This is a genomic window from Streptococcus sp. Marseille-Q5855, from assembly GCF_946901985.1.
Taxonomy (GTDB): domain Bacteria; phylum Bacillota; class Bacilli; order Lactobacillales; family Streptococcaceae; genus Streptococcus.
Map to the genome: position 1 here is coordinate 176,776 of NZ_CAMPPR010000004.1, position 24,727 is coordinate 201,502.

Below are 24,727 nucleotides of genomic sequence, written 5' to 3' on the forward strand. Positions count from 1 at the left end.
AAAAAGCAAACCCAGTCGAGTTTGCCTTCTATCATCATTAGTTTAATGAATTGTTGGCCATAATTTCATCAATAAAGCCATATTCAAGTGTTTCTTGGGCGCTCATCCAGTTATCGCGTTCTGCATCTGCATGGACTTTTTCGATTGACTGACCTGAATTTTCAGCCAAGATTTTTTCCAAGGTGTTACGAGTTTTAAGCAAGTGTTCTGCAGCGATCGCCATATCGGTTTGTTGAGTACCACCACCTGTACCACCCATTGGTTGGTGGATCATGTATTCAGCATTTGGAAGCATGAAACGTTTGCCTTTTGCTCCACTTGATGCGATGACAGTCCCCATAGATGCAGCCATCCCCATCACGATGGTTTGGACATCTGCCTTGATAAAGTTCATGGTATCAACGATTGCCAAACCAGCTGAAACAGAACCACCTGGTGTATTGACATAAAGGTAAATATCTTTTGTACTATCTTGAGCATCCAAGAAAAGCAATTGGGCAATAACAGAGTTGGCCATATTGTCTTCAACTGGACCTGTCAGCATAATGATGCGGTCTTTGAGAAGACGTGAGTAAATATCGTATGAACGTTCTCCACGGCTTGTTTGTTCAATAACTACAGGAATCATTTATTTCTCCTTTTGAGTTTTAATTTTGTTGGTCAAATGACTGAAGATAAGACTATTATAATATCTAGGTCAAAAAAGGTCAAATTTTTGCTCTGTTTTCATTAGACAGAAACAAAAATTCAACCTCCTTTCGTGATTGGAACTTCTTTCCCAAGTCAATCTTCTTTTAATTTTATTTCGTACCGAACAAGCGGTCCCCAGCATCTCCAAGACCTGGAACGATATAACCGTGTTCGTTCAAACGTTCATCCAAGGCTGCTGTAAAGATTTCTACATCTGGATGAGCTTCTTGCAGAGCTTTTACACCTTCTGGAGCAGATACAAGGCAGACAAATTTGATATTTGATGCGCCACGTTTTTTAAGAGAATCAACAGCCAAGATTGCTGAACCACCTGTTGCCAACATTGGGTCTACGACAAAAATTTGACGTTGGTCAATGTCCTCAGGCAATTTCACCAAGTATTCAACTGGTTGAAGTGTTTCTTCATCACGGTACATACCGATATGGCCAACTTTAGCAGCTGGAACCAAGCTCAAGAGCCCATCAACCATCCCGATACCTGCACGCAAGATTGGAACGATGGCCAATTTCTTACCTGCCAATTGTTTTTGAACTGTTTTTGTAATTGGTGTTTCGATTTCCACATCTTCTAGTGGAAGATCACGAAGTACTTCATACCCCATCAACATTGCAATCTCATCTACTAGCTCACGAAAAGCTTTTGTAGAAGTATCTGTACGACGCAAGATTGACAATTTGTGTTGAATCAGCGGGTGATTAATAACTTCAATTTTTCCCATTTTTGGAATTCCTTCTTTCAATTTATTCTTCTTATTATACCAAAAAACGGTTTAAAAATCTTTCTAAACCATTTATTTTTGATAATTTTTACATTAGATCAGCCTCTTTAAGAGCTGTCTGTACTGTCTCAAGTGGTAAATGGGTCAATTCTGTCCCTTTTTCTTGATAAAGGTATTGGGCATAGTCGTCCATTCGGTACTGGTTAATATAAACCACGCGCTTGCAACCGACCTGCAGTAATTGTTTTGTACAGTTCAGACAAGGAAAATGGGTCACATAAGCTGTAAAGCCTTTAGGAACACCACGTTCTGCACCTTGAAGGATAGCATTGACCTCAGCGTGAAGGGTGCGAACACAGTGTCCTTCAATGACCAGACATTCGTGGTCAATACAATGCTCGGTTCCTGACACCGAACCATTGTAACCAGTGGAAATAACCTTATTATCTTTTACCAGAATCGCGCCCACTTTGGCACGTTTACAAGTGGAACGATTGGCAATTAGTAGGGCTTGAGCTGCAAAATACTCATCCCAGGCTAGTCTTTTTTCAGTCATCTCTCTTCTCCTTTTTCTCTATTTTTTAAAAAATGGTAACCGTAAATCCGCAATCTTTTCAGCAGGTACCTTCATGCCATCCTTGATCCATTTTAGAAGGACAGAGACGATGGCCGAACTCCAAAAGGAATGAAGATAAGAGCTGACACCTTTTGATTTTCCATGGTATTTTTCTAGAAATTCCTGCATGGCTTGGACAAAGATTTTTTCCAGATGGTAATCCAAGGCTAGCTGAATCACTCTGGCTTCCTTTCTTGCTTCTCGGAAAAGGTGAACCCAGACCAGATAAAGGTCTGTCTTTAAATCATAATGATGCATCTGTTCCATAATATTGTGGACAGTTCGTTTAAAGACGCTTTCTAAAATCTCCTCTTTGGAATCATAATTACGGTAAAAGGCCGCACGCGAAACGCCTGCCCGTTTGACCAATTCAGAAATACTAATCTTGGTCAAGTCCTTTTTTTCCAAGAGTTGCAAGAGGGCTGTTTCGATGGCTTCTCTGGTTAATAAATTGGATTCTTGGTTTGATTTTCTGAGATTTTCAAGAGATTTTTCAGAGATTCTACGTTCAGACATAACATTTTCTTTCTACTTGTCACAACAGACGGATAAGGCTTTTGTTTCAAGGGTTTTCATGATATAATTGTAAAAAAAGACAGAACCTTTGTCAATGTATAACTGACAAAGATGGAGAATTTCTATGATTTGGAAGATTATTGCTGACTCTGGTTGTGATTATCGTCAACTGGCAACACCAGCTATTGACACAACTTTTGTAAGTGTCCCCTTAACCATTCAAGTAGCTGATCAGGTCTTTGTTGATGATGCCTGTCTTGATATTGACCAAATGATGGAAACCATGTATGCAACCGCAGAAGCTTCAAAATCAGCTTGTCCAAGCCCAGATGATTATTTGCGAGCATTTGAAGGTGCCAAAAACATTTTCCTAGTAACCATCACAGGTACTCTTTCTGGTAGTCACAATAGTGCGCAACTGGCCAAGAATATTTATCTGGAAGAACATCCTGACACTAAAATTCATGTAATTGATAGTTTGTCTGCTGGCGGTGAAGTTGACTTGCTCGTAGAAAAATTAAATGACTTGATTGACCAGGGTCTATCTTTTGAAGAAGTGGTTGAAGCTATCACTGCCTATCAAGAAAAAACCAAGTTGCTCTTTGTTCTAGCAAAGGTCGATAACTTGGTAAAAAACGGCCGTTTGAGCAAGCTTATCGGTACGGTCGTTGGCCTTCTCAACATTCGTATGGTCGGAGAAGCTAGTGAAACTGGAACTCTCGAATTGCTACAAAAAGCAAGGGGATCAAAGAAATCAGTTCAAGCTGCCTATGATGAGTTAGTAAAAGCTGGATATGCTGGTGGCCGTATTGTCATGGCCCAACGCAATAACGAAAAATGTTGTCAACAGCTCTCAGAGCGAATCCGTGAAACCTTCCCACAAGCGGATATTAAAATTCTACCAACCTCTGGTCTCTGCAGTTTCTATGCAGAAGATGGCGGTTTGTTGATGGGATATGAAATCAACTAAGATCATTAGCAACAAGAGATGTCGAGCATCTCTTGTTTTTTGTGGTACAATAGATCTATGAAACATTTTGATACTATTGTCATCGGTGGAGGGCCTGCGGGCATGATGGCTACCATTTCCAGTAGCTTTTATGGTCAGAAAACTCTTCTCATCGAAAAAAATCGGAAACTCGGAAAAAAATTAGCTGGTACTGGTGGTGGTCGTTGCAATGTAACCAACAATGGTAGTTTGGACGACCTGCTAGCTGGAATTCCTGGAAATGGACGCTTTTTATACAGTGTCTTCTCCCAGTTTGATAATCATGACATCATTAACTTTTTTACAGAAAATGGGGTTAAACTTAAGGTCGAAGACCACGGCCGCGTCTTTCCTACTAGTGACAAGTCTCGTACCATTATCGAAGCCTTGGAAAAGAAAATCACTGAGCTCGGTGGTCAAGTTGCTACTCAAACAGAAATTGTTTCGGTTAAAAAAATAGATGACCAGTTTGTCCTTAAATCAGCTGACCAAACCTTCACTTGTGAGAAACTCATTGTCACAACTGGTGGTAAATCTTATCCTTCGACTGGTTCGACTGGTTTTGGTCACGAGATTGCCCGTCATTTTAAGCATACCATTACCGAACTTGAAGCCGCTGAAAGTCCTTTATTAACAGATTTTCCACACAAGGCCTTGCAGGGAATTTCATTGGATGATGTGACCCTAAGCTATGGCAAACATGTCATCACTCATGACCTCCTCTTTACCCACTTTGGTTTGTCAGGTCCTGCTGCCCTACGTATGGCTAGCTTTGTAAAGGGTGGGGAGGTTCTCTCACTGGACGTTTTGCCCCAACTTTCTGAAAAGGACTTGGTTGCATTTCTAGAAGAAAATAGGGAAAAATCTCTAAAAAATGCCTTAAAAACCTTGTTACCAGAACGCTTGGCAGAATTTTTTGTACAAGGCTATCCTGACAAAGTCAAACAACTGACTGAAAAGGAACGTGAAAAACTGCTCCAGTCTATCAAGTCCCTCAAAATCCCTGTGACTGGTAAAATGTCCCTCGCCAAGTCCTTTGTTACCAAGGGTGGCGTCAGTCTTAAGGAAATCAACCCTAAAACTCTGGAAAGTAAGCTGGTACCTGGCCTCCACTTTGCTGGCGAGGTCATGGATATCAACGCCCACACAGGTGGCTTTAACATCACTTCTGCCCTCTGTACTGGCTGGGTTGCGGGATCAAATCTAATCTAAATATACATTACTCAATGGAACAATCTACCCCAAAAGAAAGGAAGCCCTTTGGAACATATTATCTTGTTAAGGGGAGTTACTCCTAATGGAAAAAATGCTATCCCTAAAATGTCTTATCTAGTAGATATCTTGACAGAAGCTGGTTTTCAACAAGTTCGAACCTATATTCAAAGTGGAAATATTATTCTTGAAAGTAACTTAGCTCTCGAAACAATACGAGAACGTGTTCATACTCTAATAAAGGAAAAGATTGGAGCCAATCTCAAAATAATCATTAAGAATAAGGATATTTTTAAAAACATTGTCCAAGAAAATCCGTTTAGAGAACACTATCTTTATGACCGTGTACACGTGATTTTTTATCAAGAAGCTATTCAAAGTCTCCCTTTAGAAAAATTAAAAATTGATTACAGCGAAGAAGAAATTTGTGTCGGTAACCACTGTCTCTATCTCTATCTCCCTAGAACTGCAAAACGAAAAAAGCTCAGTACTAACTATCTTGAAAAGCTTTTCAATGTAGATTTGACCATGCGAAAACTAAATGTAGTAGAAAAATTATTAAGCAAGTAGTGCTTGAATTTAGAAAAAATCGGAAGATCACTCCTCCGATTTTATTTTGTCTGATTTTGGACATAGTGGGCAATCACATCTGATGTGTACTGGGCTGTTCCAGATCCAAATTTGTCAATGTTTTCCTTAAATTCTGGGTTATAGACGTAGCCTTTACCGATATGACCGAATACCTCAATAGAGCAGTCAAATCCATAAGTACGAATGGCTTGCAAGAGTTTAGCAGCTTCTTCTTGGTTTTCTGTTGCTGTTACAGGTAGACCAGCTTGAAGATTTTGTGACAAGGCTTGAAAAACTTGGTTGAAGGCAGCCGTAGCCTCGTCTTCGTGACCTTTCTGGCGCTCCAGCGCTTGGTCCATGACTTCTTGTCCATATTTCTCTACCGCCTCTTGGTGGTATTTTTGATGGTCTTGGTAGTTAAATCCAGCAAATTTCTCTTGAATGCTCATTTCTCTTTCTCCTTTTTGTTCTTGAATAGTTTTCTGCAAGGTGGAAATCAAGGTATCCAGATGTTGCCTTTCTCAAGTCAAATAGTCCAACTGTCTGGTCAAGTGGGGCAATAAATCAGTCCTTTCTTCCTTTAATAGCTCTGCTATTTTTTCTAAAGAAAAACCTAGATACTTGTAATAAAGAATGACCTGAAGGCGTTCCAAATCCTCCTGACTGTAGGTTCGATAGCCGTTTTCCGACTTTAAAGGAACCAAAAGTCCTATCTTATCGTAGTGGTGCAGGGTCTTGACGGAGACGCCCGAAAGCTGCGCAGCTTCTTTTATATGGTACATGATTTCCTCCTTACAATGATAGTATAACCCCTCCCCTTAGGTCAGAGTCAAGCGTTTTTGCGAAATTTTTTACTTTATCATAACATGAAAATGGTTTTCTTGACAGACCTTAGAAAACATGATAGGATAGTCAAGTCTATCAATCAAAAGAAACGCTCACTTTGAGTACTGATGAGGCTATTTGCCAAGGGCAGTAGCTTTTTCTTTTGTAACACTAATTTTAGGAGTTTAACTATGTCTGAAAAATCGCAATGGGGTTCTAAACTGGGCTTCATCCTAGCATCTGCTGGTTCAGCCATCGGACTTGGAGCCGTTTGGAAATTCCCTTACATGACTGCTGCTAACGGTGGAGGTGGCTTTTTACTGGTCTTTCTCATCTCCACTATTCTAATCGGTTTCCCCCTATTGCTGGCTGAATTTGCTCTCGGCCGAAGTGCTGGTGTCTCAGCTATCAAAACCTTTGGAAAACTAGGCAAGAATAGTAAGTACAACTTTATCGGTTGGATTGGTGCCTTTGCCCTCTTTATCCTCTTATCTTTCTACAGTGTTATTGGAGGATGGGTCTTCATTTATTTAGGTATCGCTATCGGTAAAGCTCTCCACCTAGGCATTACCAATGACTATGCTCAGCTCTTTACCGATATTATTTCCAATCCAGCCATTGCCCTAGGAGCTCAAGCTGCTTTTATCTTATTGAATATCTTCATTGTATCACGTGGGGTTCAAAAAGGGATTGAAAGAGCTTCGAAAGTCATGATGCCCCTGCTCTTTATCATCTTTGTCGTCATCATCGGGCGCTCTCTCAGTTTGCCAAATGCCATGGAAGGGGTTCTTTACTTCCTCAAACCAGACTTTTCAAAACTGACCAGTGCTGGTCTCCTCTATGCTCTGGGACAATCTTTCTTTGCCCTCTCACTAGGAGTTACAGCCATGTTGACCTATGCTTCTTACTTGGACAAGAAAACCAATCTGGTTCAGTCAGGGATTTCCATTGTAGCCATGAATATCTCGGTATCCATCATGGCAGGTCTCGCCATTTTCCCAGCCATGTCAGCCTTCAATATCCAGTCTGAAGGGGGACCGAGCTTGCTCTTTATCGTCTTGCCTCAACTCTTTGACAAGATGCCTTTTGGAACCATTTTCTACATCCTCTTCCTCTTGCTCTTCCTCTTTGCGACAGTCACTTCTTCCGTCGTGATGCTGGAAATCAATGTAGGCAATATCACCAATCAGAACAACAGCAAGCGTGCCATGTGGAGTGCCATTTTGGGAATCTTGACCTTTGTCTTTGGAATTCCTTCAGCCCTTTCTTACGGTGTTATGGCGGATGTTCACATCTTTGGGAAGACCTTCTTTGACGCTATGGACTTCTTGGTTTCCAATCTCCTCATGCCATTTGGAGCTCTCTGCCTTTCACTCTTTACAGGCTATATCTTTAAAAAGGCTCTTGCAATGGAGGAACTCCATCTCGATGAAACAGCATGGAAACAGGGACTGTTCCAAGTCTGGCTCTTCCTTCTTCGTTTCATCATTCCAATCATCATCATCGTGGTCTTCATCGCCCAATTTATGTAATCAAAAAGGACTTGAGTAGTAAACTCAGGCCCTTTCTTTTTTTATGGATGACTAACAATCAATTCCAAACCTTGCCCTTCCAGAGTCCAAGCTTCAACATCACTTGGTAGGATAAAGTGACTACCTTTTTGGATTGGATAGTTTTTTCCGTCAACAGTCAGTTGACCTTGACCAGCTAAAACACTGAATAAGCTGTAGTCAGCTGTCTTTTCGAAGTCAACTTTTCCAGTAATTTCCCACTTGTAAACTGCGAAGAAATCATTAGAGACAAGTAAAGTTGAGCGTAAATCATCAGCTTTGACAGTCACAGGACGGCTATTGGCAGGCTCGCCAATATTTAAGACATCGATAGATTTTTCAAGGTGAAGTTCACGCAAGTTGCCATTATCATCCTTACGGTCAAAGTCATAGACACGGTAAGTGGTATCGCTAGACTGCTGGGTTTCAAGAATCAAAATGCCTGCACCGATAGCGTGCATGGTGCCACTTGGTACATAGAAGAAATCTCCAGCTTTAACTGGTACTTTTGTCAACAAGTCATCCCAATTCTTGTCCTCGATTTGCTGACGAAGTTCTTCTTTTGACTTGGCATTGTGACCGTAGATAATCTCTGAACCTTCATCCGCAGCGATGATGTACCAGCATTCTGTTTTTCCGAGTTCGCCTTCATGCTCGAGTCCGTAAGCATCGTCTGGGTGAACTTGGACGCTGAGCCAGTCGTTGGCATCGAGGATTTTGGTCAACAGTGGAAATACAGGTTCTGGACGATTGCCAAACAATTCACGGTGCTCTGCATATAAAGTAGCTAGATCTGTTCCTTCAAAGCGACCATTGGCAACTTTAGAGACACCATTTGGGTGGGCTGAGATGGCCCAATATTCTCCGATTTTTTCACTTGGGATGTCGTAGCCAAACTCATCACGTAGCTTGGTTCCACCCCAGATTTTTTCTTGCATAACTGATTGTAAAAATAATGGTTCTGACATCTTCTTCTCCTGTCTGATTTTTCTCCCCTCATTATAGCAAAAAAAGAGTCCGAATTGAACTCTTTTTAACATCTTATAAAGTAGGGAGAAGATTTTATAAAAATAGTAACGATATACTTTTTTCTTTGATAGAGACGAACATAAAAGACTCTCGTAAAGCTAGCTGTAACTGGACTTTTTCCCTCAACTCTCATTCAAAAATTACTTTAATGAAGCATCTATTTTCATAAAATAAAAAGACTGAAAGCAGTCTTCTTTTTAAATCAAAGCTGTGATAGCCGTTACTAAACCAAAAACGATACCTGGTGCATTAGCAGCTGCAAGTGGAACATCTCTTTCCTTCTTGAAAAGACCATAGTAAACCCAGAGACTACAGTTGATAGCTGCGACTAGGGGTTGAATGAAGTTGCCTTTTTGACCGGCAAGATTATTCATGATTTGTGGGAAATATGACACATACATCATAACAGACATAAAGGTCGCTGCCCAACCCAACACTTTCATTTGTTTTTCAGACATTTTCAAAACCTCTTTTATTCTTTTATACTTTCTATTTTATAATTTAATACAAAAACAAGCAAGAATTTAAGACTTTTATTATAAAAATGTAAACTATCACAGTCTTGTAATAAGAAACAGACCGGATTTCTCCGATCTGTTCAGTCTTTTTCTTCACGTACATAATTCCAAATCGCAATAGCTAAAGATAACAAACTTAGTAAGCAAATCATCTGTATAATTAGCTTTGTAGGTTGACGCAGTAAGCCAAACTGAGTCAGTATTACAAAGAGAGAAGAACCAAAAATCATTACTTGGAAAAAAATTGTTGTTAAACTAAATTTTGTTTTCATATCTTTTCCTTTCTAATTTCTACAACCTGATCCATTCGTTCATATACACTACTATCATGAGTTGCAATAATAATCGTACGTTTTTCATTTCGTAATCCAAGAATAAGGTCAATAATTTCACGACTATTCCTACTATCAAGAGAGGCTGTTGGTTCATCTGCTAAGATTATTGGGGAATCTTTCAACATTATTTTAGCAATTGCGACACGCTGCGCTTCACCACCTGAAAGAGTAAAAATCTTACGTTTTAAATCTAATTGTAAATGAACATGCTCTAAGGCTTCTTTCATAAGAGCTTCTTGTTCTTTTTTACTTTCTTTTCTCCCAATAAATGCAAGTTCTAAATTATCTTTAATACTCTTATTCTCAATTAAACCATAATTTTGAAATAAGTAGCTTACATAATCCTTAAAATAGATTTTTTCCTTAATTTGTTTTAAGTCCTTACCATCAACTTCTACTGAGCCACTTTGGACAGTTTCTAATTTACCTATAATATTTAAAAGAGTTGTTTTGCCTGCTCCAGACTCACCTATCAAAGCATAGGTCTGACCTTCATGAAATTGATAATTAAAGTCTTTAAAAATAACATAATCATCAAATTGTTTACAAATATCTTTCAATTCAATCATACTAACCTCCTTTTAGATATAAAATATTAGCCTTTTTATCTTGTCTCAGTTGAAGAAGAAAAATTCCTGTAAATAATAGCAATGAGAGCAAAGGAATAGAAATCACAAACAAATTAAAGCCTAATATTACCGACAATAAAGTACAAAAAATATAGCTACTAGATAAAATTGAAAAATAAACATGATGAATTTCAAAAAGTGACTTACCTGCTAATCTCTCAATGAAATAAGTTTTGCGCTCTTGATAGAGGTAAAGAGTGTTTAGTAACACCATCAATAAAATGGAACTCACAAAACTAATCATCATCGCAAAAAATAATATAAATCTATCTGTCTCTACTTTTTGAATTCTATTTTCAAATGAATACATTCCATTTGAAAAACTACCAATACTAGCTGTTAACTTGTATTTAGAAATCAATTCTTTCACTACCTCGGGTTTATCAAAAATATAATGTGCCAAAGAAAATTGGCGAATTGTTCTATTTCATAAGCAGAGCCAAACACAGTAATAATTGGTTCATGAACAAAAGCATTTTGATTCACTAAGTAATTAGCCGAAGTAAAGATTGGGTAAACAAATAGATTTTCACCGCCTTGATAAGTGGCTATCTCAATTTTCTCATTAGGATCTTTCTTTTTTACAGGAGCATCGTCTGGAGCAAAGCCTTTTTGTTCATATCGCAACCAAGCCTTATGTAATTCTGAAAAGTTTGATTCTTGATTCTTAGGTATTAAAACGAGACGATCAAAATCTCCCATTTGTTCAAAGAATACTTGAGCTTCCATACTCAACTGAATGCCACTTGTTTCAATAAAACGTCGATTCACACGAATTTCATTTGATACCATATCTGGGGTAGGATAATAAGAATTAGCTGAAGAATTCTTTTGAAAAGCAATTCTATCTAAATTTGTATCTATATAAAGGAGATTTGTTTTTTGACTAAGTTCTGAATAAAAAGCTACTTCTGCTTCTCTGTCTTTATTTGACTCTCCAGTATATAATTCATTAGTAGCAAAATAATTAGAATGCTTACTCCATTCATCTCGTCCCACTTGTAATGTTGACAATTGTTGATTTAAGTTAACAACACCATAAACGCTATACATCACGATTAAAAGAGATAGTAACTGCGTCAAAATAACCAAAATGAACACAAGATGCAAAGGTGCCTTACCTTTTATGGATAGATTAAGAGCTTGCTTTTGTAAAATATGGTAAAAAATATTTGATAAAAAGAAATTTAAAAAAAGTAAAAGAAATAACCAAGAAAGCAAAGGATAAAATACTAGACTTAAGGACAAAATGTTTACAGTTCTAGTAGAGAATAAGAATAAAACTGTCGCTAAATAAACTATACTTGCTATCAATATTAAGAAAATGCTATCTTTGCTAATATTTCTCAAAGCAATTTGATATTTCCCTCTACCTGACAATCGTTCTATACTTACAGAACGCAGTTTGGCTATGTAGTCAGCTAGTGTCAGAGTCCCAAAAGCAATTATCAAAACTAATGTAAAAGTAATCGATTGAGGATAAGTCAAAAATACCTTTAACAAAGTCAAACCAGAACTTGATTGTTCAACAATTGCTTGATGTCCTTTTTGGTTTAAAGTTTGTGCTAGTTCCTGTGCACTTAAGTTTCCTCTTACAATCAAATATAAGGTATCATCAGATGCATTTTGGATTAGGTTTTGATCTTGTTGTAATGGTAAATCTACAGGTAGTTCACCTCCAATTGGTATATAGGTATTTTCTGTCTTTCCCCTAACATTATCCTTTACAGAAACAATCCTACGAGCTAAAACACTCTGTTTATCTTTTGCAATCTCTTCTAAATCCTTCTTAATGGTAGTAGTAGATTTCTCTACAGAAATCATCTTACTGTATCCACCCAACATTTCACTTTTATATTGGCTAATAAAGAAAAGGCTAACAAAAGCAATTAAAACAAAGGAAAAAGTTGCAAGGCTTCGTTTTAGTATGTTATACATAGACTACTCCTTTCTACAATATTTAAAAAGGTTGCTCTCTATCTATTCATGGAGATATTTCAATCCCAAGTTCCAGTGAAATAAGAAAATTCACTTACTACAGCTGTTTAATCATACTTCTCCTTTCCATATCAATCTTATTTTCTGCTTTTATATTTTTATTATAAAATTTTAGGAAAACGCTGTCAACTATTTATATGCAATTTCTTTATATTAAAAAGACCGGATTGCTCCGATCTTTCAATAGTTCATATTCTCAATTTCTGTTTTAAGAATGGTTAAGGTTATCTTCAAATGACTAAGCGCCTTATTTCATACGATAAAAATCAATCACTAGACCAGCAGGACCTTTAACTAATAAGGACTCTGTTCCCCAATCCGTTTCACAAATACCGTGTAAAATCCCGACACCAATCTCTTTTAAACGTTGGTAATTCTGATTTAGATCCTCAACCTCGATATGAAGAATGATTCCTGACTGAAAATCTTCCAAAGGAATCAAATGATTTTGGGACAACATCAGACAGTGACTGCCAATCGTAAACTGAGCAAAACTGTCATCAACATAATCGGACTTTTTATCCAAAATACGCTCCAAGTCAGCACAGACTTGGGGAACATCTGAAACGATAATATCTAATTGATTTAAATTCATTTACTATTCTCCATAAAAAGACCGGATTGCTCCGATCTTTTCAAGTTTCTCTCTATGAAAATCAAAGAATAAACAAGGTGAAACCAAGTTTGATGGCAAATATTTGCTCATCAAACTACGAAAAATCCTTTGGGACTTTTTCTAGGCTCCACACTAGATTCCATCATTGAAATTTATGGTTTCAATGATGGAATCGTCGGCAGTAAGCTAATAAAGAAGTCTATAAATTTATCTTTGATTTTCGGCGAGAGAAATTATTTAATTGCGCGTGATTGCAATCCTTCTTCTTCCAAGAAGAGACGGAATGGTACGAGTTCTTCTGCTTCGTATTTTTCCTTGAAGGCTTTGATTGCTTCTTCTGAGTGTTGTTTTGGATCCAACTCAAGTACTTCTACTGGAAGTGGACGGTGTGGAGTGATGCGAGCATCGATCACAACAGTTTTACCTTCTTTGTTCAATTTAACAGCTTCTGCGACAACTGCATCGATGTCTTCGATACGGTCAACTGTAAATCCAACAGCTCCTTGCGCTTCAGCGATTTTCGCATAGTCAGCATTAGAGAAGTCACAACCAAACAAGTGTTTGTTTGTGTCTTCGTATTTGTCCTTGATGAAGGCATATTTACCATTTGAGAAGACAACGTTGATAACTGGAAGGTCGTATTGAACGTTTGTGATAACGTCTGGGTAGCACATGTTGAATGCACCATCACCCATGATGTTCCATACTTGGCGATCTGGATTGTCTTTCTTAGCAGCGATACCACCAGGAAGGGCAATACCCATTGTCGCAAAGAGTGGAGATGTACGCCACATGTTCTTAGGTGTCATGTGAAGGTGACGAGTAGATGTTTGAGTAGTGTCACCTACGTCGATTGAGTAGATAGCATCTTGATCAGCATGTTTGTTGATTGCATTGTAAACTTGGTACAATTGCAATTCACCCTCAGTTTTACCTTCGAGTTTGTTCATGTAATCACGCCAGTTTTGGTTGTTCTTAACGTTTGCACGCCACCATGGAGTAGATTCAACTGGATTCACTTTGTCAAGGATAGCTTTAGCTGCTTGACCTGCGTCACCAAGGATTGAAGCGTCAAGGGCGTGACGTTTACCAAGTTTGTAAGGGTCAATATCAACTTGGATGAATTTTTCAGTGTTCTTGAATGCTTCGTAAACTTCAGCAAATGGGAAGTTTGAACCAAGGAAAAGAACTGTGTCTGCTTCAAAGACCACTTCGTTGGCTGGTTTCCAACCAACACGGTAAGCAGAACCTGTCAAACCTTCATAGTTCCATTCAAAGGCTTCAAAGTTTTTACCAGTTGTGATGATTGGTGCTTTGATTTTACGTGACAATTCAGTAATCACTTCACCAGCTTTAACACCACCGTAACCAGCATAGATAACTGGACGTTCAGCGTTGTTCAAGATTTCAACAGCTTTGTCGATTTCAACTTCGTTCAAGGCAGGAGCAATGAATGAACGCTCGTATGAACCTGATCCATAGTATGAGTTTTCGTCGATTTCTTGGAAACCAAAGTTTACTGGGATTTCAACAACAGCTGGACCTTTTTTAGAAACTGCAGCACGGCAAGCTTCGTCAATAACTTTTGGCAATTGCTCAGCGTAAGCTACACGTTTGTTGTATACAGCGATACCGTTGTACATTGGGTTTTGGTTCAATTCTTGGAAAGCATCCATGTTGAGTTCGTTAACTGGACGTGATCCAAGGATCGCTAGGAATGGAGTGTTATCCATAGCTGCATCGTAAACACCGTTAATCAAGTGAGTCGCACCTGGACCACCTGAACCAACTGCAACCCCGATTGAGCCACCGAATTTAGCTTGCATAACCGCTGCAAGAGCACCTGTTTCTTCGTGGCGAACTTGCAAGAAGCGGATATCTTTTTCTTCAGCCAAAGCGTCCATCAATGAGCTGAGTGTTCCTGATGGGATACCGTAGATTGTGTCTACGCCCCATGTTTTCAATACGTTAAGCATTGCTGCAGATGCAGTAATTTTCCCTTGAGTCATAGTGATAACTCTCCTTCAATTTTTTTAGATTTGGAGAATACGATTACATAGAATTGGAAACGTTCTCCAAACTTTTACTATTCCACTGTATCATATTTATGTTGACTTTTCTAAAAATCTGCTCAAAACTCTCTATTCTCTATTCTAATACAGTTTTGAAAGTGCTGTCACTCCTGTTTTATAACAAAGAAATCCAGTCATTACTTTTAGTCTATTTTAGTAAAGTTTAACAGAAGAGAACTGGTCAAAACAGATACAGAACTAAAGGCCATAGCTAGACCTGCTAGTTCTGGATTGAGGGCCAGTCCAACACCTGAAAAGACTCCTGCTGCTATCGGAATTCCAACGACATTGTAGATAAAGGCCCAGAAAAGATTGAGCAGAATTCTATTAAAGGTTTTCTTACTCATGTCAAAGGCACGAACCACTCCTAAAAGGTTATTGGTTGTCAAAACCAAATCTGCCGACTCTATGGCAATATCTGTTCCAGCTCCCATAGCAATTCCCACATCTGCTACACTGAGCGCAGGAGCATCATTGATACCGTCCCCAACAAAGGCTACTTTGCTAGCCGCTTGTAGTTTATGGATTTCATGGGCTTTTTCTTCTGGCAAAACACCTGCAATGACCTCTTCGATTCCAATCTGATCCGCAATCGCACGCGCCACACCAGCATTGTCTCCTGTCAGCATGACTGTTTTAAGACCACGTTTTTTTAGCTGACTGATGGCAAGCTTAGCATTTTCCTTAGGAATATCTTGCAGAGCAAGTAAGCCTTTGATTTCATTCTCAACAGCCAAGAACACAACTGTATTAGCTTCTTTTTCCAGTTCTTCTAGTTTTTCTTGATAAATGCTAGAAATATCCATGCCATCCAGCATTTTAGCATTTCCAAGCAGAACTTGTTTTCCATTGATTTGCCCTGAGACACCTTTTCCGTGCAAGGCTTGGAAATTTTCAACAGTTTGTAACTCAAGTCCAGCTTCACTCGCTCGTTTCACAATGGCTTCAGCCAGTGGGTGTTGAGAAGCTTCTTCCAAGGAGGCTGCTAATCCAAGCACTTCTACTTCGTCGCCGATGATATCTGTTACCACAGGCTTCCCTTCCGTCAAAGTTCCAGTCTTATCAAAGACAATAGTTTGGACTTTCTGGATTTCCTGTAGAACCATTCCATTTTTGAGGAGAACTCCCATCTTGGCACTGCGTCCTGTCCCCACCATAAGGGCTGTCGGTGTTGCGAGCCCCAAGGCACAAGGACAGGCGATAATCAAAACCGCCACCCCATAGAGAAGAGAAGAGACAAAACTCGCTCCAAGCACGACTACACTATCCCTGAGCAAGACGAACCAAATCCAAAAGGTCACAATCCCTAAAATGACAACTGCTGGGACAAAAATGCCTGAAATCTTATCCGTCAAGTCCTGAATCGGCGCACGACTGGTCTGAGCTTTCTTCACAAAATCGACAATCTGAGCCAAAACTGTCTCTGAACCAACTTTTTCTGCCCTAAAAACAAGCGTTCCACTATTATTGATGGTTGAACCAATCACAATATCTCCAACTGTCTTGTCCACAGGCAGACTCTCACCTGTCACCATAGACTCATCAATACTAGAGATACCTTCTACTACGACACCATCAACAGCAATCTTTTCACCGGGACGCACTCGAATCAGGTCTCCTACCTTGACTTGGTCCAAAGGAACTTGGACATAGCTATCCTCACGCAAGACTTCTGCTGTTTTAGCCTGCAAGTCCAGCAATTTCTCCACAGCTTGGGAAGTATTTTTCCGCATTTTCTCCTCAAAAACGGCTCCCATAAGAACGAAGAAGAAGATAAATGCAGCACTTTCAAAGTAAACGGGGAGACCAGCGAAGAGGGCAACTAAGCTATAGAAATAGGCCACTAGGGTTCCCAGAGCAACCAAGGTATCCATGTTGGCATTGTGCTTTTTAAAACTAGCCCAAGCACTCTGGATATAAGGACCACCTGCTACTAGCATAATCGGTGTTGTGGCTAAAAAGGTTCCCCAACGCATGACTTGGTGACTAATTCCTCCTGTCGACATCCCAATCATGAGAATCACAAGAGGCACAGTAAAGATACTAGTAATCCAAAAACGCTGTAAAAGTGATAGAGATTTTCGAGTCTTCTCAACAACTGTATAACTCCCCTTTTGCATCTTCATACCACAAGAAAATTCATGTTGGCCTAATTCTTGAGGTGTAAAACGAATGACTTTCTCCTCATCTACGCCGATTGGTTCTAAGATGCCTTCTTCTTCAAACAGAATTTCCTTATAACAGTTTGAAGGTGTCACACGGTGAAAGGTGATCTCAGCAGGAACTCCTTTTTGCAGTTGAATGTGGGCTGGATGATAGCCTTTGTCTGCCGTGATACGGATTTTTTGAACACCATTTTCAAGACTTGCTTTTACAATTTCAGTCATATCATTCTCCTATTCTACAATCATCTTACCGTGCATCATATTCATGCCACAAGAGAAACCATACTCTCCAGCCTGCTCAGGCGTGATTTCCACTACATACTCTTCACCCATTGGCAGGTCCGCATGTACACCAAAGTCTGGAAAAACAATTTGGTCCAGACAGGGTGACGGGTCCTTACGGTCAAAGACAATGCGGGCTGGCACTGATTTCTTGAGGATAATCAACTCAGGAGTGTAGCCTCCCATGACTTCCACTCGAATCTCTTGGTAGCCCTTTTTTTGCTGGGCCTTTTGTCCAGATTTTTCAGGCTTTTTGAAAAACCAAAACAAGATAAACGCGATAAGGGCAATACAAATAATGGTTACAATACTATTTAACATGACGTCTCCTTTACATACAATTACATTTTACTTCTGTTACAGCACTTGATTTCTTCTTAGAAATCACAGCTTCCAAGTCTTCTAAGTCAGCCAAAGTAAAATCACATTCAGCAATCAAATCAGCCAACAAGTTCTTAATCCTACGGGAACAAACCTTGTCCTTGATGTCTTGGACAAGTAAATCCCGACTTTGGTCCAAAGTTAAAAGGGCTGAATAAACAAAAGACTTGCCTTCTTTTTTCCGAGTCAAACACTCTTTCTCAACCAAACGAGCCAAAAGAGTTTGAATGGTTGACTTGGACCAGTCGAACCGCTCCGCCAGAACCCTGATTAAATCCGTACTGGTCTGCTCTCCTTGCATCCAAATAATCTTCATGACCTGCCATTCTGCATCTGAAATCTGCATAATCACACCTCCTAAATCTACGTTTGTCGATTACAGTTATTAGTATACTATCAAAATCTACATTCGTCAATCATAAAATCAATCTTTTTGTCGAAAAATAGGATTTTAATCATTTGAAAAGCGATTTGCAGTCAAATATTACTATATAAACAATAAAAATATGCTATACTAAAGAAAAAAGAAAACAACCACTAGGGGTGCGTAAAGCTGAGATTAACAACTGTTAGACCCTTTGACTCAATCTAGGTAATGCTAGCTGATGGAAGTGGAAATGATAATGGGGACTAGCAGTCTTCTATTGCCTTCCTGAAACAGATTAGCTTGTTCTTAAGAATACAAACTTCAGTTGGTTGGGAGGTTTTAGATGACTTATTTACCCGTTGCTTTGACCATTGCAGGAACTGACCCAAGTGGCGGTGCTGGCATTATGGCTGATTTAAAGTCATTCCAAGCGAGAGATGTCTATGGAATGGCCGTTGTGACCAGTCTTGTCGCTCAAAATACCAGAGGCGTTCAATTAATCGAGCACGTTTCTCCTCAAATGTTGAAAGCCCAATTGGACAGTGTCTTTTCGGATATTCCACCTCAGGCTGTAAAAACTGGAATGTTGGCAACTACCGAAATTATGGAAATCATCCAGCCCTATCTTAAAAAGCTGGATTGTCCCTATGTTTTAGATCCAGTTATGGTAGCGACTAGTGGAGATGCCTTGATCGACTCAAGTGCTAGAGACTATCTCAAAACAAACTTACTACCTCTAGCAACGATTATTACGCCAAATCTTCCTGAGGCAGAAGAGATTGTTGGTTTTTCAATCCATGACCCCGAAGACATGCAGCGTGCCGGTCACCTGATTTTAAAAGAGTTTGGTCCTCAGTCTGTTGTTATCAAAGGCGGCCATCTCGAAGGTGGTGCCAAGGATTTCCTCTTTACCAAGGATGAGCAATTTGTCTGGGAAAGTCCACGAATTCAAACCTGTCACACCCATGGTACTGGATGTACCTTTGCTGCAGTCATTACGGCTGAACTAGCCAAGGGAAAAAGCCTTTATCAGGCAGTTGATAAGGCCAAGGCCTTTATCACAAAAGCTATTCAAGACGCTCCTCAACTTGGTCATGGTTCTGGCCCAGTCAACCATACAACTTTTAAAGATTAAGAAAAAAACTCTCTAGTTCCCACTTTAAGGGAATTAGAGAGTTTTTATACTCTTCGAAAATCTCTTCAAACTACGTCAGTTTCCATCTGCAACCTCAAAACACTGTTTTGAACGGACTTCGTCAGTCTTATCTAAAACCTCAAGGCAGGGCTTTGAGCAACCTGCGACTAGCTTCCTAGTTTGCTCTTTGATTTTCATTGAGTATTAGTTAGGAAATAATGTCATGCAACTTTGTTAAAAAGACTTGCGTTTTTGCCTCTATATCTTCTGCCTGCATCAAATCACGCACTACAGCTACTCCAGCTATGCCCGTGCCCATAAGTTGGTCAATGTTCTCTGAAGTCAAGCCTCCGATAGCAACTACTGGAATGTCAACCGTTTGGCAAATTGTTTTCAAGGTCGATATCAGAGTAATGGGCGCATTTTCCTTGGTGGTGGTTGGGAAAATGGCTCCTGTCCCCAAGTAATCTGCACCTGATGTTTCTGCTTCCAGAGCTCTTTTTATTGTTTTAGCAGTTACACCGAGGATTTTTTCAGGTCCCAAGACTTGTCGGGCAACCGAAACTGGTAGTTCATCGTCTCCGATATGCAGACCAGCAGCATCAACCGCAAGACAAACATCCAACCGATCATCGATGATCAAGGGTACCTGATAATCATCTGTTATTTCCTTGACTTGTTTTGCCAGTTGATAATATTGATTGGTTGTGAGATTTTTTTCTCGTAATTGGACTATGGTAACCCCTGAACGGCAGGCCGTCTCAACCTTTTCAATAAAGCTTTCCACGGAATCTTGATAGCGATTGGTTACCAGATATAGTCTAAGTGCTTCTCTATTCATAAACATCTCCTTTGATGGCATCTAACCAGTTTTTATCTCTTCTTAGAAGCGAAAGCTGATTGAGTACTCGGTAACGAAATTCTTCCAATCCCATTCCTTGAACAACTATTCTCTCAGCAGCGATATTGAGATAAGAGACTGCTAAGCAAGAAGCTTCAAAGGCAGTCTTTTCTTGGCTGAGAAAAACAGCTGTTAAAGCTCCAACCAAGTCTCCTGTCCCTGTTATCCAGTCTAATTCTGCACAGCCATTTCCCAGTACAGCGACCTGATTCTTCGAAACGATGAGGTCCTTGGGGCCAGTAACTAAGAAAGACATACCAGGATAGGTCTGACACCAGTCTTTCAAGACTTGAAGTAAATCCTCAGTTTCTTGGTCTTTAGCACTCGCATCGACACCAACGCCGTGGTGCTTTAAGCCAACAAGACTTCGAATTTCTGACATGTTTCCTTTAAGGACCGTGGGTCTATAGTCTAAAAGGTCTTTAACTAAGCTCTTACGAATGGATGAAGCCGTTACGCCAACCGCATCTACTACCATTGGGAGAGAAACTTGAGTTGCATAAGAAGCTGCCATACGGATTGCTTTTTCCTTCTCAGCTGACAAATGCCCCAAATTGATGAAGAATGCCTGGCTTTGCTTAGTAAAATCAAGAACCTCACGGGGGTCATCTGCCATGACAGGTTTGCATCCCAGAGCCAAAATCCCATTTGCTAGCATCTCACAAGAAATCTCATTGGTAATACAGTGAATGAGGGAACTAGAGCCTATAGGAAAAGGATTTGTCAATTCCTGCATCAGTCTATCCTTTCATCAAAAAAATATCCCTGCACTTTTTTAAAGAATTCCTGCTTGATTAAAAATCGAAAGGCAATAAAGGAAATCGCTGTACCAATCAAGGTTGCTCCGAAAAATCGAGGAGTGTAGATAAACCAGCTAAGCTTAGCAGCTGATCCTGTAAAGAGTACCATAACAGGATAGGAAACAATAGAACCAATAATACCTGTTCCCAAAATTTCTCCCAAGGCAGAAAAATAAAATTTTCGACCATACTTATAAAAGAGACCTGCTAGAAGGGCTCCAAAAGTCGCTCCTGTGAGAGCTAAAGGCGGAATCCCTTGAGTCGTCATACGGATAAAGGCTGTCACTGTAGCCATAACCAAAGCATAAACAGGTCCCATCATGATTCCCGCTAGAATATTGACTACACTGGACATCGGTGCCATTCCCTCAATCCGAAAGATAGGCGTAAGGACTACATCAAGGGCAATCATCATAGATAAAATGGTTAATTTGTGAACTTGTAATTGGTGCTTTCTCATGCTTCTATTCTTCTCCTTTTTCTAAAGACTGTAAATCGCTCTTCCATGTCTGGTGTTGGTAGGCCATTTCCCAAAACTTGGCTTCCATATGAACACTGATGTGGAAGGCATCTAGCATTTTTTTCTTGTCTGTCTCGTCACTTTCTCGATAGAGTTGATTGACCAAAGCTTCTTCCTCTCTGATCTGTTGCTCTAACTCATCCGTAGTATACGTTTCAATCCATTGTTGGTAGAGAGGATTTGGTGATGGTTTAAGATTAAGTGATTTGCCTATATCATGGTATAACCAAGGACAAGGTAGCAAACTTGCAAAGGCAATGCCCAAGTTTGGCTCTGCAAATTGCCGATAAATGTGAGAAATGTAATGATAACAGGTTGGAGCGATTGGATGTTGCTCCATTTCCTGATCGCTGATTTCCAATTCCTTGAAAAATTGTTGGCGGATAAATAACTCACCCTCCACTAGACTCTGAGCATTTTGTTTCAAGAGTCTTTTCATCTCTTGGTTTGAAGTCTTATCAGCCAAAAGGTGATAGATTTCTGAGAAGGCCTTCAGATAGTAGGCATCCTGAATCAGGTAATATCGGAAAATGGCAGGTTCTAAATTTCCCTCTTGTAATTGTAAAATAAAGGGATGATGAAAGGAAGCCTGCCAAGCTTCCTTAGATAATTCCATCGCAATATCTGTAAATTCCATAATAACTCCTTTATAAAAATAGACTGGTTTGAAGCAATAAAAAGAACAGCAGGTAGATGAATATTGTCCTTTGAGGAATATAAAAAGTCCGGTAGCTATTCTTCACCTGTGCATGTTCGTCATATCCATGCGCCGATAGAGCTCTCAGGTAAAGATGGCGCCATCTAAAGACCGTCATCAAAACCTTACTGTAAATCAAGGGCGACCAAAAATGTAGTTCTTGACCGCGTAATAAGCAAGCTTCCTTTAGGGACTTGATTTCTTTCTGGATAAGGGGAAAGGAATTGAATACCACAATCAAGGCATAGGCCCATGACCGTGATAACCCCTTTTGAGCCAAGTATAAAAGAAGCTCTTTTAGGGAAATAGAGGAAACAAAGACAAGGCCGATACAAACGGTCACAAAAGCTCTGGTACCAAGTATAACTGCTTGGGAAACATCACCATGCAAATGAACTGCCCAGTAGTTGGCAAAGGATGGCAAAATGGCAAGCAGAATCATCCAAGCCAATACTTTAAATCGACGGTAATAGAGCATAAAGAGAATACAAAATGCGACTACCGAAAGATTAAGAGCAATCGAAGGAATAAAAGATGTTTCCAAGGATAAAATCAGCAAAAAGAGACTGATAATCGGTGTCTGGGTTGCTACTTTGACCATACTATCTCACCTCCCCTTGAGTATCATTGTTCAGAGATGGGAGAGGTTTGGTAATGGTCACTTCTTTCACATGACTGAGCCCCTGACTAGTCATCTCAATCCAATAATCAACCACAGAGATCAAGGGATCCAAACGATGGCTAATGATCAGAAAACTTCTTCCTTGATTGCTCTCCTCCACAATCCACTGACAAAAATAATGGCAGGCTCTATCATCCAAACCAGCAAAAGGTTCATCTAGCAAAATCACAGAAGCCTTGCTGATCAAGATGGTCAAGAGCTGAAAAATCTTTTGCTGGCCACCACTTAATTGATAGGGACTCTTATCAAGAGCCTGCTCCAGATCAAAATATTGTAAAGCTTGGAAAATTCGCTGATTTCTTTCAGAATCAGGTCCATCTAATTGAAGTTCCTCTCGCAGACTGACTCGGATAAACTGTTTCTCAGCTTCCTGAACAACACCCGTCAGGTCACGGTACAAACTCTTTTTCTTTTTCAGGACTGTCCCCTTCCAAGTAATGCGCCCCTTATACTTTTGAAATTGAAGAATGGAGCGAAAGAGAGTTGATTTCCCAACACCATTATCACCCAAAATACAGGAAATTCCTTGGTAAAATGTAAAATTCACAATCGAAAAGAGGGGGCGATTACCAAGCTCACAAGTCGTTCGATCCATATGGAATAGTTCCGGGCTAGAAGCAACTTCCTTTGAAGTAACCTGTGTCATCTCAGAGGAAGGGATTTGAAACACTTCCCTTAGTTGTCCGTCTCTTAGCTCTACCATATGGTCTATATAGGCTTCATAGTCCGTTAAATCATGGTCGCACAAAATAACTGTCTTCCCCTTAGAGACCAACTCTTTTAGAATCTCCAATATCTCTATCCTACTCTTGCGGTCAATGGAAGCAAAAGGTTCATCCAATAGATAGACCCTAGGATTCATAGCAAAGAGAACAGCCAAGGCCGTCTTTTGCTTTTCTCCACCTGATAAGTGATGGATGGGACGGTGCAAGATGTCCTTGCAGCGACATTGCTGGACTACCTCTGCTATTTTTGAATCAATTTCCTGAACGGGATGCCCAATATTTTCCAAGGTAAAAACCAGCTCCTCAAACAAGTTCTCCATGGTAAATTGATGATTGGGATTTTGAAATAGAATCCCAACCGTCTGGATACGTTCGATGATAGAAAGCTGACTGACCTCGCTCCCATTTATCAGGACTTGACCGCTATAGGGAAGAGAACTGACTTGGGCAATCATTTGAAAGAGACTCGATTTTCCTGAACCACTGCTCCCAACTAACAAGGTAAATGCTTGTACATGAAAAGTAAAATCAATCGGTTCCGAAAAAATTGGGGACTGAATCTCCCGTAATTCCAGACCCATCTATGCTTTTCCTCCAGCTGCAAACTGATGATAAAGTTTGACAATGGCACGAACCAAGATGGTACAGAAGAAAAAGACGGAAATAAAACGTACTACAAGCAAGGAAAGGACAAAAGGAAGTGAAAAGGCGTAGTAACCTAACTTAATGTACTCATAGACAAAGCTAACAAGCGTAATCCCAATACTATTAGCAGTTAGAGAGAGCCAACTTTCATAGCGATTCTTGGTTACGATAAAACCAAGTTCACTCCCCAAACCTTGAACCAAGCCGGACAAAAGAGCGCCTAGACCGAATTGGCTACCATAAAGGACTTCAGCAAGCGCAGCTAGCACTTCACCAATCGTGGCGCTTCCCACTCTTGGAACAAAGATGGCAGCAATGGGCGCAGCCATACACCAGAGACCAAAGAGGATTTCATTGGCAAAGGCCTGTAAACCAATAGGTGCTAAAATCAGAGTGAGGATATCAAACAGATAGCCAGATCCCACAAAAACGCCACCAAAAAAGATAGACAAGAAAGCAAGTAAGATAACATCTTTTAACTGCCATTTTTTCAACATAAAAAACTCCTTTTTAAAGAAAAGTG

Annotated in this window: 28 protein-coding genes, 1 pseudogene and 1 riboswitch; of the genes and pseudogenes, 5 read left to right on the forward strand and 24 right to left on the reverse strand. The window is 39.8% G+C overall.

Features of this window, described 5'->3' with window-relative positions:
- Positions 1-37: 37 nt before the first annotated feature.
- The 4 genes from clpP to OC529_RS06090 all read right to left on the reverse strand — a co-directional run bounded on the left by clpP (position 38) and on the right by OC529_RS06090 (position 2,562).
- Positions 38-628 carry an ATP-dependent Clp protease proteolytic subunit ClpP gene (clpP, locus tag OC529_RS06075; RefSeq protein WP_000613475.1) on the reverse strand — a complete coding sequence of 197 codons (591 nt, stop codon included), beginning with the start codon at positions 626-628 and terminating at the stop codon, positions 38-40.
- 172 nt (positions 629-800) lie between these two features.
- Positions 801-1,430, reverse strand: a complete 630-nt coding sequence (gene upp / locus OC529_RS06080) for a uracil phosphoribosyltransferase (RefSeq protein WP_000515974.1) — start codon at positions 1,428-1,430, stop codon at positions 801-803.
- 88 nt (positions 1,431-1,518) lie between these two features.
- Positions 1,519-1,986 (reverse strand): deoxycytidylate deaminase, encoded by a 468-nt coding sequence (locus OC529_RS06085; RefSeq protein ID WP_000136976.1) that lies wholly within the window; start codon positions 1,984-1,986, stop codon positions 1,519-1,521.
- 18 nt (positions 1,987-2,004) lie between these two features.
- Positions 2,005-2,562 (reverse strand): TetR/AcrR family transcriptional regulator, encoded by a 558-nt coding sequence (locus tag OC529_RS06090; RefSeq protein WP_173249954.1) that lies wholly within the window; start codon positions 2,560-2,562, stop codon positions 2,005-2,007.
- Positions 2,563-2,686: 124 nt separating this feature from the next.
- On the opposite strand from OC529_RS06090, the gene OC529_RS06095 reads away from it, so the two are divergent.
- The 3 genes from OC529_RS06095 to OC529_RS06105 are packed head-to-tail and all read left to right on the forward strand — an operon-like array spanning position 2,687 to position 5,332.
- A complete protein-coding gene (locus OC529_RS06095) occupies positions 2,687-3,532 on the forward strand; it encodes a DegV family protein (protein ID WP_262081718.1) in 846 nt (281 codons plus the stop codon).
- Between the two features lie 57 nt (positions 3,533-3,589).
- The gene (locus OC529_RS06100; RefSeq protein WP_262081719.1) at positions 3,590-4,762 is read left to right on the forward strand and encodes an NAD(P)/FAD-dependent oxidoreductase; all 1,173 of its coding nucleotides are present in this window, start codon (positions 3,590-3,592) and stop codon (positions 4,760-4,762) included.
- A 48-nt stretch (positions 4,763-4,810) separates the two neighbouring features.
- Positions 4,811-5,332 (forward strand): DUF1697 domain-containing protein, encoded by a 522-nt coding sequence (locus OC529_RS06105; RefSeq protein ID WP_173306776.1) that lies wholly within the window; start codon positions 4,811-4,813, stop codon positions 5,330-5,332.
- Between the two features lie 41 nt (positions 5,333-5,373).
- Here the strand turns inward: OC529_RS06105 and OC529_RS06110 are convergent.
- A pseudogene (locus OC529_RS06110) lies at positions 5,374-6,114 on the reverse strand (MerR family transcriptional regulator).
- Positions 6,115-6,348: 234 nt separating this feature from the next.
- Between OC529_RS06110 and OC529_RS06115 the strand changes: the two are divergent.
- Positions 6,349-7,689: a sodium-dependent transporter gene (locus tag OC529_RS06115; RefSeq protein ID WP_173306780.1), complete on the forward strand. Its 1,341-nt coding sequence runs from the start codon at positions 6,349-6,351 to the stop codon at positions 7,687-7,689.
- A gap of 41 nt (positions 7,690-7,730) precedes the next feature.
- Here OC529_RS06115 and manA read toward each other — a convergent pair whose 3' ends face one another.
- From manA to OC529_RS06170, 11 genes are all read right to left on the reverse strand, one after another.
- On the reverse strand, positions 7,731-8,675 hold the full coding sequence (gene manA / locus OC529_RS06120) for a mannose-6-phosphate isomerase, class I (RefSeq protein ID WP_262081720.1): 945 nt from the start codon (positions 8,673-8,675) through the stop codon (positions 7,731-7,733).
- 258 nt (positions 8,676-8,933) lie between these two features.
- Complete coding sequence (locus OC529_RS06125) at positions 8,934-9,194, reverse strand: SWEET family sugar transporter (protein WP_262081721.1); 261 nt, start codon at positions 9,192-9,194, stop codon at positions 8,934-8,936.
- 140 nt (positions 9,195-9,334) lie between these two features.
- Positions 9,335-9,526 carry a hypothetical protein gene (locus OC529_RS06130; protein ID WP_000850052.1) on the reverse strand — a complete coding sequence of 64 codons (192 nt, stop codon included), beginning with the start codon at positions 9,524-9,526 and terminating at the stop codon, positions 9,335-9,337.
- Positions 9,523-10,158 carry a putative bacteriocin export ABC transporter gene (locus OC529_RS06135; protein ID WP_262081722.1) on the reverse strand — a complete coding sequence of 212 codons (636 nt, stop codon included), beginning with the start codon at positions 10,156-10,158 and terminating at the stop codon, positions 9,523-9,525. The genes OC529_RS06130 and OC529_RS06135 overlap by 4 nt, the downstream gene beginning before the upstream one ends.
- A gap of 1 nt (position 10,159) precedes the next feature.
- Positions 10,160-10,588 carry a DUF1430 domain-containing protein gene (locus OC529_RS06140; RefSeq protein WP_262081723.1) on the reverse strand — a complete coding sequence of 143 codons (429 nt, stop codon included), beginning with the start codon at positions 10,586-10,588 and terminating at the stop codon, positions 10,160-10,162.
- Complete coding sequence (locus OC529_RS06145) at positions 10,588-12,156, reverse strand: hypothetical protein (RefSeq protein WP_262081724.1); 1,569 nt, start codon at positions 12,154-12,156, stop codon at positions 10,588-10,590. Before OC529_RS06145 ends, OC529_RS06140 begins: the two co-directional genes overlap by 1 nt.
- A 307-nt stretch (positions 12,157-12,463) precedes the next feature.
- On the reverse strand, positions 12,464-12,811 hold the full coding sequence (locus tag OC529_RS06150; RefSeq protein WP_262081725.1) for a VOC family protein: 348 nt from the start codon (positions 12,809-12,811) through the stop codon (positions 12,464-12,466).
- Between the two features lie 254 nt (positions 12,812-13,065).
- Positions 13,066-14,841 carry a pyruvate oxidase gene (gene spxB / locus OC529_RS06155; RefSeq protein WP_112443465.1) on the reverse strand — a complete coding sequence of 592 codons (1,776 nt, stop codon included), beginning with the start codon at positions 14,839-14,841 and terminating at the stop codon, positions 13,066-13,068.
- A gap of 206 nt (positions 14,842-15,047) precedes the next feature.
- Positions 15,048-17,291, reverse strand: a complete 2,244-nt coding sequence (locus OC529_RS06160) for a heavy metal translocating P-type ATPase (RefSeq protein WP_262081726.1) — start codon at positions 17,289-17,291, stop codon at positions 15,048-15,050.
- Positions 17,292-17,300: 9 nt separating this feature from the next.
- Complete coding sequence (locus OC529_RS06165; RefSeq protein WP_000935055.1) at positions 17,301-17,672, reverse strand: cupredoxin domain-containing protein; 372 nt, start codon at positions 17,670-17,672, stop codon at positions 17,301-17,303.
- Positions 17,673-17,682: 10 nt separating this feature from the next.
- A complete protein-coding gene (locus OC529_RS06170) occupies positions 17,683-18,078 on the reverse strand; it encodes a CopY/TcrY family copper transport repressor (protein ID WP_262081727.1) in 396 nt (131 codons plus the stop codon).
- Positions 18,079-18,261: 183 nt separating this feature from the next.
- Positions 18,262-18,359, forward strand: a riboswitch (TPP riboswitch).
- A gap of 83 nt (positions 18,360-18,442) precedes the next feature.
- Here OC529_RS06170 and thiD point away from each other — a divergent pair.
- Entirely contained in the window at positions 18,443-19,234 is a 792-nt protein-coding gene (gene thiD / locus OC529_RS06175; protein WP_173213774.1) for a bifunctional hydroxymethylpyrimidine kinase/phosphomethylpyrimidine kinase, read from the forward strand.
- A gap of 75 nt (positions 19,235-19,309) precedes the next feature.
- Here thiD and OC529_RS06180 read toward each other — a convergent pair whose 3' ends face one another.
- The 8 genes from OC529_RS06180 to OC529_RS06215 are packed head-to-tail and all read right to left on the reverse strand — an operon-like array spanning position 19,310 to position 24,701.
- Entirely contained in the window at positions 19,310-19,432 is a 123-nt protein-coding gene (locus OC529_RS06180) for a hypothetical protein (protein WP_262081728.1), read from the reverse strand.
- A gap of 10 nt (positions 19,433-19,442) precedes the next feature.
- Positions 19,443-20,075 (reverse strand): thiamine phosphate synthase, encoded by a 633-nt coding sequence (gene thiE, locus OC529_RS06185; RefSeq protein ID WP_173213776.1) that lies wholly within the window; start codon positions 20,073-20,075, stop codon positions 19,443-19,445.
- A complete protein-coding gene (locus OC529_RS06190; RefSeq protein ID WP_173213778.1) occupies positions 20,068-20,871 on the reverse strand; it encodes a hydroxyethylthiazole kinase in 804 nt (267 codons plus the stop codon). The genes thiE and OC529_RS06190 overlap by 8 nt, the downstream gene beginning before the upstream one ends.
- Positions 20,871-21,395, reverse strand: coding sequence for an energy coupling factor transporter S component ThiW (gene thiW, locus OC529_RS06195; RefSeq protein ID WP_125409352.1), 525 nt, complete (start codon positions 21,393-21,395; stop codon positions 20,871-20,873). Before thiW ends, OC529_RS06190 begins: the two co-directional genes overlap by 1 nt.
- 4 nt (positions 21,396-21,399) lie before the next feature.
- A complete protein-coding gene (gene tenA, locus OC529_RS06200; protein WP_173213780.1) occupies positions 21,400-22,092 on the reverse strand; it encodes a thiaminase II in 693 nt (230 codons plus the stop codon).
- A gap of 10 nt (positions 22,093-22,102) precedes the next feature.
- Positions 22,103-22,753 carry an energy-coupling factor transporter transmembrane component T gene (locus tag OC529_RS06205; RefSeq protein WP_173213782.1) on the reverse strand — a complete coding sequence of 217 codons (651 nt, stop codon included), beginning with the start codon at positions 22,751-22,753 and terminating at the stop codon, positions 22,103-22,105.
- A gap of 1 nt (position 22,754) precedes the next feature.
- On the reverse strand, positions 22,755-24,140 hold the full coding sequence (locus OC529_RS06210) for an ATP-binding cassette domain-containing protein (RefSeq protein WP_262081729.1): 1,386 nt from the start codon (positions 24,138-24,140) through the stop codon (positions 22,755-22,757).
- Positions 24,141-24,701 carry an ECF transporter S component gene (locus tag OC529_RS06215; protein WP_125450744.1) on the reverse strand — a complete coding sequence of 187 codons (561 nt, stop codon included), beginning with the start codon at positions 24,699-24,701 and terminating at the stop codon, positions 24,141-24,143.
- Between the last annotated feature and the right edge of the window lie 26 nt (positions 24,702-24,727).

Coding starts and splice junctions, on each gene's coding strand:
- tenA (WP_173213780.1), bottom strand. CDS start 22,092: ATGGAATTTACAGATATTGCGATGGAATTATCTAAGGAAGCTTGGCAG.
- manA (WP_262081720.1), bottom strand. CDS start 8,675: ATGTCAGAACCATTATTTTTACAATCAGTTATGCAAGAAAAAATCTGG.
- OC529_RS06170 (WP_262081727.1), bottom strand. CDS start 18,078: ATGCAGATTTCAGATGCAGAATGGCAGGTCATGAAGATTATTTGGATG.
- OC529_RS06150 (WP_262081725.1), bottom strand. CDS start 12,811: ATGAATTTAAATCAATTAGATATTATCGTTTCAGATGTTCCCCAAGTC.
- OC529_RS06215 (WP_125450744.1), bottom strand. CDS start 24,701: ATGTTGAAAAAATGGCAGTTAAAAGATGTTATCTTACTTGCTTTCTTG.
- OC529_RS06135 (WP_262081722.1), bottom strand. CDS start 10,158: ATGATTGAATTGAAAGATATTTGTAAACAATTTGATGATTATGTTATT.
- OC529_RS06100 (WP_262081719.1), top strand. CDS start 3,590: ATGAAACATTTTGATACTATTGTCATCGGTGGAGGGCCTGCGGGCATG.
- OC529_RS06125 (WP_262081721.1), bottom strand. CDS start 9,194: ATGTCTGAAAAACAAATGAAAGTGTTGGGTTGGGCAGCGACCTTTATG.
- OC529_RS06160 (WP_262081726.1), bottom strand. CDS start 17,291: ATGACTGAAATTGTAAAAGCAAGTCTTGAAAATGGTGTTCAAAAAATC.
- OC529_RS06130 (WP_000850052.1), bottom strand. CDS start 9,526: ATGAAAACAAAATTTAGTTTAACAACAATTTTTTTCCAAGTAATGATT.
- OC529_RS06090 (WP_173249954.1), bottom strand. CDS start 2,562: ATGTCTGAACGTAGAATCTCTGAAAAATCTCTTGAAAATCTCAGAAAA.
- OC529_RS06115 (WP_173306780.1), top strand. CDS start 6,349: ATGTCTGAAAAATCGCAATGGGGTTCTAAACTGGGCTTCATCCTAGCA.
- thiW (WP_125409352.1), bottom strand. CDS start 21,395: ATGAGAAAGCACCAATTACAAGTTCACAAATTAACCATTTTATCTATG.
- OC529_RS06095 (WP_262081718.1), top strand. CDS start 2,687: ATGATTTGGAAGATTATTGCTGACTCTGGTTGTGATTATCGTCAACTG.
- OC529_RS06205 (WP_173213782.1), bottom strand. CDS start 22,753: ATGGTCAAAGTAGCAACCCAGACACCGATTATCAGTCTCTTTTTGCTG.
- spxB (WP_112443465.1), bottom strand. CDS start 14,841: ATGACTCAAGGGAAAATTACTGCATCTGCAGCAATGCTTAACGTATTG.
- upp (WP_000515974.1), bottom strand. CDS start 1,430: ATGGGAAAAATTGAAGTTATTAATCACCCGCTGATTCAACACAAATTG.
- OC529_RS06210 (WP_262081729.1), bottom strand. CDS start 24,140: ATGGGTCTGGAATTACGGGAGATTCAGTCCCCAATTTTTTCGGAACCG.
- OC529_RS06180 (WP_262081728.1), bottom strand. CDS start 19,432: ATGAAAATCAAAGAGCAAACTAGGAAGCTAGTCGCAGGTTGCTCAAAG.
- clpP (WP_000613475.1), bottom strand. CDS start 628: ATGATTCCTGTAGTTATTGAACAAACAAGCCGTGGAGAACGTTCATAC.
- OC529_RS06085 (WP_000136976.1), bottom strand. CDS start 1,986: ATGACTGAAAAAAGACTAGCCTGGGATGAGTATTTTGCAGCTCAAGCC.
- OC529_RS06190 (WP_173213778.1), bottom strand. CDS start 20,871: ATGCAGGAATTGACAAATCCTTTTCCTATAGGCTCTAGTTCCCTCATT.
- OC529_RS06145 (WP_262081724.1), bottom strand. CDS start 12,156: ATGTATAACATACTAAAACGAAGCCTTGCAACTTTTTCCTTTGTTTTA.
- thiE (WP_173213776.1), bottom strand. CDS start 20,075: ATGAATAGAGAAGCACTTAGACTATATCTGGTAACCAATCGCTATCAA.
- OC529_RS06165 (WP_000935055.1), bottom strand. CDS start 17,672: ATGTTAAATAGTATTGTAACCATTATTTGTATTGCCCTTATCGCGTTT.
- thiD (WP_173213774.1), top strand. CDS start 18,443: ATGACTTATTTACCCGTTGCTTTGACCATTGCAGGAACTGACCCAAGT.